Origin of the sequence: Pseudomonas sp. SCA2728.1_7 (genome assembly GCF_018138145.1) — a bacterium.
Lineage (GTDB): Bacteria > Pseudomonadota > Gammaproteobacteria > Pseudomonadales > Pseudomonadaceae > Aquipseudomonas > Aquipseudomonas koreensis_A.
This window is the reverse complement of the sequence record NZ_CP073104.1, coordinates 3458247-3470680: the sequence shown is the minus strand read 5'-3', so window position 1 is coordinate 3470680 and position 12434 is coordinate 3458247. Positions and strand designations below refer to the sequence as shown.

13 protein-coding genes are annotated in these 12434 nt (G+C 60.6%); 8 read left to right on the top strand and 5 right to left on the bottom strand.

Annotated elements, in window-relative coordinates; genetic code table 11:
* Window positions 1–55 precede the first annotated feature (55 nt).
* Together KBP52_RS15560 and KBP52_RS15555 are read right to left on the bottom strand one after the other, a co-directional pair.
* The gene (locus KBP52_RS15560) at window positions 56–589 is read right to left on the bottom strand and encodes a ferritin-like domain-containing protein (RefSeq protein ID WP_034151608.1); all 534 of its coding nucleotides are present in this window, start codon (window positions 587–589) and stop codon (window positions 56–58) included.
* Between the two features lie 98 nt (window positions 590–687).
* On the bottom strand, window positions 688–1635 hold the full coding sequence (locus tag KBP52_RS15555) for a LysR substrate-binding domain-containing protein (protein WP_176091678.1): 948 nt from the start codon (window positions 1633–1635) through the stop codon (window positions 688–690).
* 108 nt (window positions 1636–1743) lie between these two features.
* Here KBP52_RS15555 and KBP52_RS15550 point away from each other — a divergent pair, with 108 nt between their 5' ends.
* The 3 genes from KBP52_RS15550 (at window position 1744) to KBP52_RS15540 (ending at window position 3658) form a co-directional block, all read left to right on the top strand.
* The gene (locus KBP52_RS15550; RefSeq protein WP_064388683.1) at window positions 1744–2382 is read left to right on the top strand and encodes an NAD(P)H-dependent oxidoreductase; all 639 of its coding nucleotides are present in this window, start codon (window positions 1744–1746) and stop codon (window positions 2380–2382) included.
* Complete coding sequence (locus KBP52_RS15545) at window positions 2383–2688, top strand: multidrug efflux SMR transporter (RefSeq protein WP_212620497.1); 306 nt, start codon at window positions 2383–2385, stop codon at window positions 2686–2688.
* 91 nt (window positions 2689–2779) lie between these two features.
* Window positions 2780–3658, top strand: coding sequence for a triacylglycerol lipase (locus tag KBP52_RS15540; protein ID WP_137217663.1), 879 nt, complete (start codon window positions 2780–2782; stop codon window positions 3656–3658).
* A gap of 114 nt (window positions 3659–3772) precedes the next feature.
* Here KBP52_RS15540 and KBP52_RS15535 read toward each other — a convergent pair whose 3' ends face one another.
* A complete protein-coding gene (locus KBP52_RS15535) occupies window positions 3773–4660 on the bottom strand; it encodes a DMT family transporter (protein ID WP_034151603.1) in 888 nt (295 codons plus the stop codon).
* A 96-nt stretch (window positions 4661–4756) separates the two neighbouring features.
* Here KBP52_RS15535 and KBP52_RS15530 point away from each other — a divergent pair, with 96 nt between their 5' ends.
* The 3 genes from KBP52_RS15530 (at window position 4757) to KBP52_RS15520 (ending at window position 7394) form a co-directional block, all read left to right on the top strand.
* Entirely contained in the window at window positions 4757–5551 is a 795-nt protein-coding gene (locus KBP52_RS15530; RefSeq protein WP_123593074.1) for a helix-turn-helix transcriptional regulator, read from the top strand.
* 64 nt (window positions 5552–5615) lie between these two features.
* The gene (locus KBP52_RS15525) at window positions 5616–5921 is read left to right on the top strand and encodes a PsiF family protein (protein ID WP_077570711.1); all 306 of its coding nucleotides are present in this window, start codon (window positions 5616–5618) and stop codon (window positions 5919–5921) included.
* 459 nt (window positions 5922–6380) lie between these two features.
* The gene (locus KBP52_RS15520; RefSeq protein ID WP_077570713.1) at window positions 6381–7394 is read left to right on the top strand and encodes a hypothetical protein; all 1014 of its coding nucleotides are present in this window, start codon (window positions 6381–6383) and stop codon (window positions 7392–7394) included.
* A gap of 135 nt (window positions 7395–7529) precedes the next feature.
* Here the strand turns inward: KBP52_RS15520 and KBP52_RS15515 are convergent, their stop codons facing one another.
* Window positions 7530–8804, bottom strand: coding sequence for an Hsp70 family protein (locus KBP52_RS15515; RefSeq protein WP_077570716.1), 1275 nt, complete (start codon window positions 8802–8804; stop codon window positions 7530–7532).
* Window positions 8805–9095: 291 nt separating this feature from the next.
* Between KBP52_RS15515 and KBP52_RS15510 the strand changes: the two genes are divergently transcribed.
* Window positions 9096–10046: a DnaJ C-terminal domain-containing protein gene (locus KBP52_RS15510; protein WP_116031808.1), complete on the top strand. Its 951-nt coding sequence runs from the start codon at window positions 9096–9098 to the stop codon at window positions 10044–10046.
* Window positions 10047–10069: 23 nt separating this feature from the next.
* On the top strand, window positions 10070–10375 hold the full coding sequence (locus KBP52_RS15505) for a chaperone modulator CbpM (protein ID WP_212620496.1): 306 nt from the start codon (window positions 10070–10072) through the stop codon (window positions 10373–10375).
* A gap of 168 nt (window positions 10376–10543) precedes the next feature.
* On the opposite strand, the gene ureC is transcribed toward KBP52_RS15505, so the two are convergent.
* Window positions 10544–12244 carry an urease subunit alpha gene (gene ureC, locus KBP52_RS15500; RefSeq protein WP_212620495.1) on the bottom strand — a complete coding sequence of 567 codons (1701 nt, stop codon included), beginning with the start codon at window positions 12242–12244 and terminating at the stop codon, window positions 10544–10546.
* Window positions 12245–12434: the final 190 nt, after the last annotated feature.

Below are 12434 nucleotides of genomic sequence, written 5' to 3'. Positions count from 1 at the left end.
ACTCCTACATGGGAACGCATTCCAAATGTAGGAGTGAGCCTGCTCGCGATAGGGGTTAAAGGTCGTTCAGGATGTCAGCCATGTCATCGGCATGCTCTTCTTCCTGCGCCAGGATATCTTCGAAGATACGCCGCGTAGTCGGGTCTTTCTCGCCGATGTACTGGATGATCTCGCGATAGCTGTCGATGGCGATGCGCTCGGCAACGAGGTCTTCGTAGACCATCTCTTTGAGGGTGTTGCCGGCCACGTATTGCGCGTGGGACATCTTCGACAGCAGGTCGGGGTTGAACTCAGGCTCGCCGCCCAATTGCACAATGCGCTCGGCCAGGCGGTCGGCGTGCTGGGCTTCCTGGGTGGCGTGCTCGAGAAACTCTTCGGCGGCCACATGGGCTTTGACGCCATTGGCCATGAAGTAGTGGCGCTTGTAGCGCAACACGCAGACCAGTTCAGTGGCCAGCGATTCATTGAGCAAGCGCAGCACCTCTTCACGGTCGGCGCTGTAGCCCTCGGTGACGGCGCCGTTTTCGACGTGTTGGCGTGCACGGTCGCGCAAGGTTTGAACATCTGACAGATGCAGGTCGTCGCTCATTTCGATCTCCTGGAGGCTAATCCGATGGGCGCCACGTTCTGCGGACGCGGTCGCTACCTAAGCTGTGAGTCATGAGCGTTGCAAAAAGTTTTATTGGTTTACGCAACCCCTGCAGGAGCTGCCGAAGGCTGCGATCTTGGCGCCAGCCCGGACAAAACTGCTTCCTCGCGCAACCAGGCAAAAAACGCCCGCACCGGCGGATGCCGCTCGCGCCCCGGCACGCACAACGCGCTGTAGCCGGCGCCATCGACTTGAACCTGGCCCATGAACGGCACCAGCAAACCGCTGGCGACACTCTCCGACACCAGAATATTGCTCGCCAGCACCAGCCCTTGCCCGGCGATTGCCGCTTGCAGGGCGTAATGCTCTTCATCGTATTCGCGGATCGCCGGCTGCGGGTTCAACCAGTTTTCGCCAGCCTTGGCGCACCACGCTTCCCAGCCATGGGCATACAGTTTCGAGTTATGCCAACGCACGCTGATCAACGTCGGTGTGCGTCTCGCGGCCAGCGCCACTTGCTCGGGCGAGCCGTAAACGCCGAACGATTCATCGAACAGGCACAGACCATAGAGGTTCGGGTAATCGTCGAGGCTATAACGCAAAACCAGATCGACACTGGCGTCCTGATGCAAATCGATGACTTCACAGTGAGTATCGAGGCGCACGTTGATGTTCGGATGCTGTGCATAAAACCGCCCGAGGCGCGGCACCAGCCACAGCGCGGCGAAGGCGGCGGTGGTCGATAGCGTCAGCGTGCTGGCGTTGCGCTGCGGGCGCAGGGTGTCGACGCTTTGCGCCACTTCCAGCAAGGCACCGTGCAGGCTGCGAAACAGGCGCTCGCCGCCTTCGGTCAGGCGCACCTGACGCGGCAGGCGTTCGAACAGAGCGATGCCGAGCCAGTCTTCCAGCGAGCGAATCTGGTGCGAAATCGCCGTGGGCGTGACCGACAGCTCTTCGGCGGCAGCCTTGAAACTGAGCAGGCGTGACGCCGATTCAAAAGCGCGCAGAGCGGTGAGGGGCAACGAGGCAAACATTGAAAGCTCCACGGATGAAACCAATTCATCCAGACTGACTTTTGCTCATTTGAGGCTTAGGCGTGACGCCTGCAATCTGCAGCGACACAGCAATCAAAGTCTAGCCTCAAGGAGTTTCAGATGAGCAAAATTCTTGCGATCCATGCCAGCCCCCGTGGTGACCGTTCCCACTCGCGGCGTCTGGCGGAACATTTTCTCAGTGCCTGGCAGGTGCGTCATCCGCAGGCGCAAGTCACTCGCCGCGAGGTCGGACGGGCGCTGATTCCGGCGGTCAACGAAGCCTTTGTCGCTGCCGCGTTTCATCCACAGCCTGAAGCACGTCCACTGTCGATGCAGGCCGATCTGGCCCTGAGTGATCAACTGGTCGGTGAATTGTTCGATCACGACCTGCTGCTGATTTCCACGCCGATGTACAACTTCAGTGTGCCCAGCGGCCTCAAGGCCTGGGTCGATCAGATCGTGCGGCTGGGCCTGACCTTCGATCACACGCTGGACAATGGCGTCGCCCAATACACGCCGCTGTTGCAGGGCAAGAAGGCGCTGATCGTCACCAGTCGCGGCGGTTTCGGCTTCGGACCTGGAGGCGAACTGGAAGCCTTGAACCACGCCGATCCATGGCTGCGCACGGCGCTGGGTTTCATCGGCATCAACGACGTCAGCGTGGTCGCGGCTGAGGGCGAAGAATCCGCCGAACGCACCTTCGCGGTGTCGGTGGCCGAGGCCGAGCAGCGTTTGCTCGACCTCGCCCGGGTGTTCTAAATGGCCTGGTTGTGTTTGCTGATCGCCGCCGGGTTTGAAGTGACCTTCGCCATGGGCATGAAGTACGCCGAAGGTTTCACCCGGCTCTGGCCCTCACTGATCACCGTGGTCGCGGCAATCGGCGGGATCTACTTCCTGACACTGGCGATGCGCGAACTGCCGGTGAGCATCGCCTACCCGATCTGGACGGCGATTGGCTCACTGGGCACGGTGTTCCTCGGCTTTGCCCTGCTCGGCGAGAGCCTGACCCTGGTCAAACTGGTTTCGGTAGGGCTGATTGTGGCGGGGGTGGTGGGCCTGAAGTAGGCTGGTCGATGAGTTGTCATCATCACGGAGGATGCTTGGCGGGCGTTTTGCACGTCTTGCATCCACTCACCGACCACAAGGATGTTTGCCCATGTCGACGCGTTATCCATTGGTGCTGGTGCCCGGAATGCTCGGGTTTATCCGGCTGGTGCTCTATCCGTACTGGTACGGCATCATCAAGGCATTGCGCCGTGGTGGTGCGACGGTGATTGCGGTGCAGGTATCGCCGCTCAACTCCACAGAGGTACGCGGTGAGCAATTGCTCGTGCAGATCGATGAGATCTTGCGTGAGACCGGGGCGCAAAAGGTCAACCTGTTCGGCCACAGTCAGGGCTCGCTGACGGCGCGCTATGCGGCGGCGAAACGACCGGATCTGGTGGCCTCGGTGACATCGGTGGCCGGACCGAATCATGGTTCCGAGCTGGCCGATTATCTGGAAAAAAATTATCCGGCGGACAGCGCCAAGGGCCGACTGCTTGAGGTGTTGCTACGGTTTGTCGGCTGGCTGATGGCGCTACTGGAAACCGGTTACCACGGGCCGAAATTGCCAGTGGATATCCACGCCTCGCATCAATCGCTGACCACTGAGGGCGTGGCGCTGTTCAACCAGCGTTATCCACAGGGTTTGCCTGAAACCTGGGGTGGGCACGGGCCGGAGGAGGTTAACGGCGTGCGTTATTACTCATGGTCAGGGACGTTGCAGCCGGGCAAGACCGATCGTGGCGGGAATTTGTTTGACGGTACCAATCGCAGCTGTCGCTTGTTTGCGAAAACGTTTGTGCGTGAACCGGGGCAGTGCGATGGGATGGTCGGGCGGTATAGCTCGCATCTTGGGACGGTGATTGGCGATGACTATCCGTTGGATCACTTCGACATTGTTAACCAGTCGCTGGGGCTGGTCGGCAAGGGCGCGGATCCGGTGCGGCTGTTTGTCGAGCATGCGGCGCGGCTTGAGGCTGCCGGCGTTTAGCCCTGAGACCGCGTCATCGTTCTTCGCGAGCAGGCTCGCTCCCACAAATGACCGCATTCCTTCAGTTGAAATGCAATCCAATGTGGGAGCGAGCCTGCTCGCGAAGAGGCCGGATCAGGCGACGCTTAATTTGCGGCCCAACACGGTGGTCCAGCGCTCGGAAAGGATCACCCCGCCCAAGGTCAACAACCCGCCCACCAGGTGATACATCGCCAACTGCTCCTTCAACACCACCGCCGCAATCAGCGCGGTAATCAACGGCAGCAAGTTAAAGAACAATGTTGTGCGGCTCGGACCCAGACGCTGCACCGCCTGCATCCACGCCAGCGGCGCGAGCATCGACGCCAACAGACACGCATACAACACCAGCGGAATGTTCTGCAGGGTCAAACCGGTCTTCGGCGAAGCGGCATACAGTGGAAACAGCACGACAATCGCCACCAGCACCTGCAAATACAGCAGCACCAGCGGCGGCAGGCGCAACTGCCATTTTTTCAGCAGCGTGCTGTAGATCGCATAGGCCAGGGTCGCGATCAGCATCATCGCATCACCCATGTTCACGCCGTGTTGCAGTAACGCGCCGAGGCTGCCGGACGACACCACGACCAATACGCCGGCAAACGACAGAACCGCACCGACCAGCGCACCGGCGGTCAGGCGTTGCCCGAGGCTGATGATCGCCATGGCCAGCGACATCAACGGCATCAGGGACAGGATGATGCCCATGTTGGTCGCGGTAGTCAGGGTCGCGGCGAAGTAGGCGAGGCTTTGATAGACCGCCATGCCGAGTACGCCGAGGATGAAAATCTTGCCCAGGTTCGGGCGGATCTGCGGCCAGTGCGCGATCACCGCTTTGAGCATGAACGGGGTGAACAGCAAACCGGCGAGCAGCCAGCGGTAGAAACCGATCTCGGCGGGGAAAATCGCCCCGACCGCCAGTTTGTTGATCACGGTATTGCCGGCCCAGATAAAAATCGCCAGCAGCGGAAACGCGTATTGCATGAGTCGAAACCAGTACGTTGATGAAGGGCAATTATCCCTTGTCTGGATGCAGGCCTATACTGCGAACCGGACAACCTGCCTCTGAAACCGGACAGCATGAACAGTAAACACATTGATCTGCTGGATTTCAGCGAACTGCCATCGGCAGTGTACTTCCGCTATGCCGATTTCAACGCCCATGAATACGCCGCGCCGCACCGCCATGCATGGGGCACGCTGGAGTACGCCGCCCACGGCGTGCTGCACATGGATGTCGACGGCAGCCGATTCATGTCGCCGCCGCAATACGCGGTGTGGGTGCCGCCGCAGGTCGAGCACAGTTTTTACAGCCATCAACCGGTCAACTACCGCGCGGTGTGCCTCGACCCCAAGGTCTGCGCCGAACTGCCAATGCGCGCCTGTACCCTGGCGATCAGCGACATCCTCAAGGCGATTCTCAAGGACTTCGCCGCCCGCGACGTGAAGATTCCCGAACTCGATGCCGACCAGCGTCTGGCGCAAGTGTTGGTCGATCAATTGCAGCAGGCACCGGTGCATGAGTGTTATCTGCCCTACGCGAGCAGCCCGGGTTTGCTGGCAATCCTCGAAACCTTGCAGGCCGAACCGGGCAACAATCAGCCGCTGGCGCATTGGGCGCTGCAAGTGCATGTCAGCGAACGCACGCTGGCCCGGCAATTCGTTCGTGAGCTGGGAATGAGTTTCGGCGAGTGGCGTCAGCGCTTGCGCTATCTCGCCGCGATCGAGGCGCTGGAAACTTCGCGTAGCGTGCAGGAAATCGCCTTCGATCTCGGCTACAGCAGTGGCTCGGCATTCATTGCCATGTTCGCGCGGCAGGCCGGGTGTACGCCGGAGCAGTATCGCCGCAGCCATCTGGAAGGCAGGAAGGTGTAACAGGATTTGGCTACACTCCAGCAGAGGCCGCCCCCCCTCGGTGCGGCGCCAAGGAGAAAACTCCATGAAGATGTTGCGTGTGCCGTTGTTGATGATTGGTTTGCTCCTGTGTTCCCAGGGTTTCGCCGCCACGGCGCAACAGAACAAGATGACCACCTGCAATGCCGATGCGACCGCCAAGAGTCTGAAAGGCGATGAGCGCAAAACCTTCATGAGCACCTGCCTCAAGGCAGCGCCAGCGGCCAACGATGCCAAGGCCCTGACCCCGCAGCAGCAGAAAATGAAGACCTGCAACGCCGATGCCGCCACCAAAGCCCTGACCGGCGATGCGCGCAAGACGTTCATGAGTGATTGCCTGAAGAAAAAATAACCTGGTTCTGTGGGGTGACTGGTTTAGGCGTTCGCTTGAGATTTGCCCTCACCCTAACCCTCTCCCGGAGGGAGAGGGGACTGACCGCGGTGTTTTCAGATATCCATCGACCTGAACTATCCGGCCGATTCTGAATTCACTACAGCACTGGCAGGTCACCGGATTTCTTCGCCATTCCTTGATCGGTCCCCTCTCCCGGAGGGCGAGGGGACTGACCGCGGTGTTTCAAGATATTCGTCGATCTGAAAAAAACGGGCGATTATGGATTCCATGGCGCTGTCTCCGGTCACTGGATATCCAGAGCATCCCCAATCGGTTCCCTCTCCCTCTGGGAGAGGGCTAGGGTGAGGGCTGGATCTCAAGCCGTGCACTAAAAGTTGAAGCACCGCTTATACCTAGTGCTCACCCCGGAACGCTGGCAGACTGCCAATCCTTTTACGCCGTTCGTTTTGAGGCTGTATGCCAACGTTTTCTGAGCGTCATGTAGTGTTCTGGGTCAGTTGCATCATCATTTTCGGCGGTTTGCTGCTGGTGCTGCCGCTGCGCTTGTTGCCCAGTCTGTTGGCCGGTTTGCTGGTGTATGAACTGGTCAACATGCTCACTCCGCAACTGCAACGGCTGATCGAAGGCCGCCGCGCGCGCTGGCTGGCGGTGGCGTTGCTGGGGACGTTGGTCGTCAGCGTTCTGGCGCTGATCTTCGCCGGCGCGATCAGTTTTCTCCTGCACGAAGCAGAAAACCCCGGCGCTTCCCTGGACAAATTCATGGGCGTGGTCGATCGCGCACGCGGGCAATTGCCACCGTTCATCGACGCCTACCTGCCGGCCAGTGCTGCGGAATTTCGCGTGGCGATCGGCGAGTGGATGAGCAAGCACTTGTCGGACCTGCAACTGGTCGGCAAGGACGCGGCGCACATGTTCGTGACGTTGCTGATCGGCATGGTCCTCGGCGCGATCATCGCCTTGCAGCGCATCCCCGACGTCACCAAACGCAAACCGCTGGCCGCGGCGCTGTTCGACCGTTTGCACCTGTTGGTGCAGGCGTTCCGCAACATCGTCTTTGCGCAGATCAAGATTTCCCTGCTCAACACCGTCTTCACCGGGATTTTCCTCGCAGTCATCCTGCCGATGTTCGGCATCAAACTGCCGCTGACCAAAACCCTGATCGTGCTGACCTTCCTGCTCGGCCTGTTGCCGGTGATCGGCAATCTGATGTCGAACACCCTGATCACCATCGTCGGCCTGTCACTGTCGATCTGGGTAGCGGTGGCGGCGCTGGGTTATCTGATCTTTATCCACAAGCTCGAGTACTTCCTCAACGCGCGGATTGTCGGCGGGCAGATCAGTGCCAAGTCGTGGGAGTTGCTGCTGGCGATGCTGGTGTTCGAGGCCGCGTTCGGTTTGCCGGGGGTGGTGGCGGGGCCGATTTATTATGCGTATCTGAAGAGTGAGTTGAAGCTGGGCGGGATGGTTTGATCCAAGCCTTGTAGCGCTTGAACGGGCCTCTTCGCGAGCAGGCTCGCTCCCACATTTTGAGCGCATTCCTTCAGTTGAAATGCGACCCACTGTGGGAGCGAGCCTGCTCGCGAATGGCGCGCCGCCGATTCTGGATCAGGCCATCGAACCGTAGCGTTTCATCGCTTCAATCGCCAAACCGCTGCCAATGCTGCCGAAGATATTCCCTTCGACATGTCGCGCATTTGGCAGCATCGCCGAGACGCTGTTGCGCAGCGCCGGAATCCCGCTCGAACCGCCAGTGAAGAACACCGTGTCGACCTGATCCACCGCCACACCGGCATCGTTCAACAGCTGCGTAACACTGCCGCGCACCCGCTCCAGCAGCGCATCGATCGCCGATTCAAACAGCGCACGGGTCAGCTCCACACTCAACCCGGCTTCGATCCGATCCAACGGCACATGGCGGCTGTCGGTGTGGGTCAGTTGAATCTTGGTTTCTTCGACTTCCATCGCCAGCCAGTGCCCGGCGCGCTGTTCGATCAATTTGAACAGGCGATCGATGCCACCGGTGTCTTCGATGTCGTAGCGCATGCTGCCCAGCGCCAGGCTGGATTTCTGCGAGTACACCGAGTTGATGGTGTGCCAGGTCGCCAGGTTCATGTGGTGGCTGGTCGGCATGTAGGCGCCGCTCTTCATGCGGCTGCCGTAGCCGAACAGCGGCATCAGGCCTTGCAGGCTCAGCTGTTTGTCGAAGTCAGTCCCGCCGATGTGCACGCCGCCGGTGGCGAGGATATCGTCGTGACGGTTGTCGTAACCACGCCGCTCCGGCGACAGGCGCACCAGCGAGAAGTCGGAGGTACCACCGCCGATGTCGACGATCAGCACCAGCTCTTCTTTCTCGATGGTCGACTCGTAGTCGAAGGCCGCAGCGATCGGTTCGTACTGGAACGAGACCTCTTTGAAGCCGATCTTTTTCGCCACATCGACCAAGGTGTCTTCAGCTTCCTGATCCGCCAGCGGATCGTCATCGACGAAGAACACCGGACGACCGAGCACAACCTGCTCGAATTCCCGACCGGCGGCGGTCTCGGCGCGGCTTTTCAGTTGACCGATGAACAGGCCGAGCAAGTCCTTGAACGGCATCGCGGTGCCGAGCACGCTGGTGTCGTGCTTGATCAGCTTGGAACCGAGCAGGCTTTTCAGCGAGCGCATCAGCCGGCCTTCGTAGCCTTCCAGGTACTCGTGCAGCGCCAGACGACCGTAAACCGGGCGGCGCTCCTCGATGTTGAAGAAGACCACCGACGGCAGGGTGATCTTGTCGTCTTCCAGCGCGATCATCGTTTCCATGCCGGGGCGCAGCCAGCCGACGGTGGAGTTGGACGTGCCGAAGTCGATGCCGCAGGCACGGGCTGGAGAGGCGTCTTTCATGTCTTTCGGTTCCGGTCAAAAAAACGGCCGCGCAGTGTATGTCAGTGCGCGCCAGATTCGAAGGCCGGTCATCTGCTATTTCACGACTAAACTGCTTGAAACTCGCAGCTTTGCCCCAAACTTGCTGGCATGGGCCGGCAGAACCACCGGCGGTCGCAAGAACCGCCGTCCACTGCCGATAAACTTCTGCAGCGCCACCCGGTCACAACCTTGAGATCGGTCAACCCGGCACGCGCGAATCGGCGCATGCTGGCATCGGCGCGAAATCGATAACGGATGGTGATTCCTTCAATGGACTTCAAAGACTATTACAAGATACTCGGCGTGGAGCCGACAGCAGACGACAAGGCAATCAAGGCTGCCTATCGCAAGCTGGCGCGCAAATACCACCCCGATGTCAGCAAGGAAAAGGACGCCGAGGCGAAATTCAAAGACGCCTCGGAAGCCTATGAAGCGCTGAAAAGCGCCGACAAACGCGCCGAATACGACGAGCTGCGCCGTTATGGTCAGCACGGTCAGCCGTTCCAGGGCCCGCCGGGCTGGCAGAGCCGTGGCGGCTTTGGCGGCGGTGGTGGCGACACCGGCGACTTCTCGGACTTCTTCAGTTCGATCTTCGGCAATCGCGGCCCCGGTTTCGGTGGCGGCGAAGGTCGGCAACAACGCAGTGCAGGGCGCCGAGGGCAAGACGTGGAAATGGAACTGCCGATCTTCCTCGAGGAGACGCTCGCTAACGAGTCGAAGAAAGTCACCTTTCAGGTGCCGCAATACAACGCCAACGGCCAGCACGTCAGCAACACCAGCAAAAGCCTGAACGTGAAGATCCCGGCGGGCGTGACCGACGGCGAGCGCATCCGCCTCAAAGGCCAGGGTGCACCGGGCGTCGGTGGCGGGGCCAATGGCGACCTGTACCTGACCATTCGTTTTGCGCCGCACCCGAAATTCGATGTCGAAGGTGAAAACCTGATTATCACTTTGCCACTGGCGCCGTGGGAACTGGCGCTGGGTGCCGAAGTGGCGGTGCCGACCCTGACCGGCAAGATCAACCTCAAGGTGCCCGCCGGTAGCCAGAACGGCCAGCGCATGCGTGCCAAGGGACATGGTCTGAAAAACAAGGCCGGCGAGCGCGGTTATCTGTTCGTGCAGCTCAAAGCGGTGATGCCGAAAGCGGCCGACGACGAGGTCAAGGCGCTGTGGCAGGAACTGGCGAAGAAAGCCGCCTTCAACCCACGCGAGAACTTCTGAATTCGACGACGGAGTAGCCCATCATGAGCAGCCCCCTGATCGTTCAACTGGACCTGGCAGAATTCTGTGAGGCGGCCGATTTGTCGGACGTCTACGTGATCGAAATCGTCGAACACGGCATCCTCGAACCTCAGGGCGCGCAGCCCCGGGAATGGCGTTTCACCGATTACGAATTGGCCTTGGCCAAACGTGCGGCGAAGTTGCGCCGTGATCTGGAGCTGGAGTGGGAAGGGGTTGCGCTGGCGCTGGATCTGCTGGAAGAGGTGCGTAAATTGCGTGCCGAGAACCGCATGTTGCGCCAGCGGTTGGGGCGGCTGGTGGTGGAGTAGTCGGTCAGAGGTTTCCGGTTGGCTGATCGGGCCTCTTCGCGAGCGGGCTCGCTCCCACATTGGGCCTGTGCATACCGATCAAATGTGGGAGCGAGCCTGCTCGCGAAGAACGATGACGCGGTAGTTCTGACTCAAAATTGAAAAGGCCCCGAAGGGCCTTTTTTGTGTTCAGAACAGGAAGTACCGCTGCGCCATCGGCAGTGTTTCCGCCGGCTCACACCACAGCAGCACACCATCAGCCTTGACCTGATACGTCTGCGGATCGACATCGATGTTCGGCAGATAGTCGTTGTGGATCAGGTCGGTTTTCTGCACATCTCGGCACCCCTTCACCACGGCGATTTTCTTTTTCAGCCCCAACGCTTCCGGCAACCCTGCCTCCTGCGCGGCCTGGCTGATAAAGGTCAGGCTGGTGGCATGCAGCGAGCCGCCGTAACTGGCGAACATCGGGCGGTAGTGCACCGGTTGTGGCGTCGGGATCGAGGCGTTGGCATCGCCCATCAGGCTGGCGGCAATCGCGCCGCCCTTGAGGATCAGCGTCGGCTTCACGCCAAAGAAAGCCGGGCGCCACAGCACCAGATCCGCCCATTTCCCCACTTCCACCGAACCGACTTCATGGCTGATGCCATGGGTGATTGCCGGGTTGATGGTGTACTTGGCGATGTAGCGTTTGGCGCGGAAGTTGTCGTTGCCTGCGCCGTCCTGCGGCAGTGGCCCGCGTTGTTTTTTCATCTTGTCGGCGGTTTGCCAGGTGCGCGTGATGACTTCGCCGACGCGGCCCATGGCTTGGCTGTCGGAGCTGATCATCGAGAACGCGCCGAGGTCATGAAGGATGTCTTCGGCGGCAATCGTTTCGCGGCGGATACGGCTTTCGGCGAACGCGACGTCTTCGGCGATGCTCGGGTCGAGGTGATGGCAGACCATCAGCATGTCGAGGTGTTCGTCGATGGTGTTGCGCGTGAACGGCCGGGTCGGGTTGGTCGAGCTCGGCAATACGTTCGGGAAACCGCAGGCCTTGATAATGTCCGGCGCATGACCGCCACCGGCACCTTCGGTGTGATAGGTGTGGATGGTGCGACCCTTGAAGGCGCCGAGGGTGGTTTCGACGAAACCGGACTCGTTGAGGGTGTCAGTGTGGATCGCCACCTGCACGTCGAACTGGTCGGCAACGCTCAGGCAGTTGTCGATGCTCGCCGGCGTGGTGCCCCAGTCCTCGTGCAATTTGAGGCCGATGGCGCCGGCCTTGACCTGTTCGATCAGCGGCTCCGGCAGGCTGGCGTTGCCCTTGCCGGTGAGGCCAATGTTCATCGGGAACGCATCGGCGGCCTGGAGCATGCGCGCCAGATGCCATGGCCCGGAGGTGCAAGTGGTGGCGTTGGTGCCAGTGGCTGGGCCGGTGCCGCCGCCGATCATGGTGGTGACGCCGCTCATCAGCGCTTCTTCGATCTGCTGCGGGCAGATGAAGTGGATGTGCGTGTCGATGCCACCGGCGGTGAGGATCATGCCTTCGCCGGCGATCACTTCGGTACCGGCGCCGATGGCGATGGTCACGTTGGGCTGCACGTCGGGGTTGCCGGCTTTGCCGATGGCGGCGATGCGGCCGTCCTTGAGGCCGACGTCGGCTTTGACGATGCCCCAGTGGTCGATGATCAGTGCGTTAGTGATCAGTGTGTCGACCACTTCGGCGGCCAGCAGTTGGCTCTGGCCCTGGCCGTCGCGGATGACTTTGCCGCCACCGAATTTCACTTCTTCGCCGTAGGTGGTGAAGTCTTGTTCGACTTCGATCCACAGCTCGGTGTCGGCCAGGCGCACCTTGTCGCCGACGGTGGGGCCGAACATGTCGGCGTAGGCTTGTCTGGAGATTTTCATGCAGCGTCCTTCAGGAAAATAGTGGTGAGCCATCGACCCTCACCCTAGCCCTCTCCCAGAGGGAGAGGGGACTGTACACGGTGGGCCGGCAATCGGTGATCGGCTCCGCAGAGGGGGACTGGTCGCGGTGGGGCGGTTATCGGTGATCGGCTCCCTCTCCCTCGGGAGAGGGCTGGGGTGAGGGGCAGCG

Excerpts from the sequence above, each read along its gene's own strand:
- KBP52_RS15560 (WP_034151608.1), bottom strand. The coding sequence starts at position 589 with ATGAGCGACGACCTGCATCTGTCAGATGTTCAAACCTTGCGCGACCGT.
- KBP52_RS15550 (WP_064388683.1), top strand. The coding sequence starts at position 1,744 with ATGAGCAAAATTCTTGCGATCCATGCCAGCCCCCGTGGTGACCGTTCC.
- KBP52_RS15545 (WP_212620497.1), top strand. The coding sequence starts at position 2,383 with ATGGCCTGGTTGTGTTTGCTGATCGCCGCCGGGTTTGAAGTGACCTTC.
- KBP52_RS15540 (WP_137217663.1), top strand. The coding sequence starts at position 2,780 with ATGTCGACGCGTTATCCATTGGTGCTGGTGCCCGGAATGCTCGGGTTT.
- KBP52_RS15535 (WP_034151603.1), bottom strand. The coding sequence starts at position 4,660 with ATGCAATACGCGTTTCCGCTGCTGGCGATTTTTATCTGGGCCGGCAAT.
- KBP52_RS15530 (WP_123593074.1), top strand. The coding sequence starts at position 4,757 with ATGAACAGTAAACACATTGATCTGCTGGATTTCAGCGAACTGCCATCG.
- KBP52_RS15525 (WP_077570711.1), top strand. The coding sequence starts at position 5,616 with ATGAAGATGTTGCGTGTGCCGTTGTTGATGATTGGTTTGCTCCTGTGT.
- KBP52_RS15520 (WP_077570713.1), top strand. The coding sequence starts at position 6,381 with ATGCCAACGTTTTCTGAGCGTCATGTAGTGTTCTGGGTCAGTTGCATC.
- KBP52_RS15515 (WP_077570716.1), bottom strand. The coding sequence starts at position 8,804 with ATGAAAGACGCCTCTCCAGCCCGTGCCTGCGGCATCGACTTCGGCACG.
- KBP52_RS15510 (WP_116031808.1), top strand. The coding sequence starts at position 9,096 with ATGGACTTCAAAGACTATTACAAGATACTCGGCGTGGAGCCGACAGCA.
- KBP52_RS15505 (WP_212620496.1), top strand. The coding sequence starts at position 10,070 with ATGAGCAGCCCCCTGATCGTTCAACTGGACCTGGCAGAATTCTGTGAG.
- ureC (WP_212620495.1), bottom strand. The coding sequence starts at position 12,244 with ATGAAAATCTCCAGACAAGCCTACGCCGACATGTTCGGCCCCACCGTC.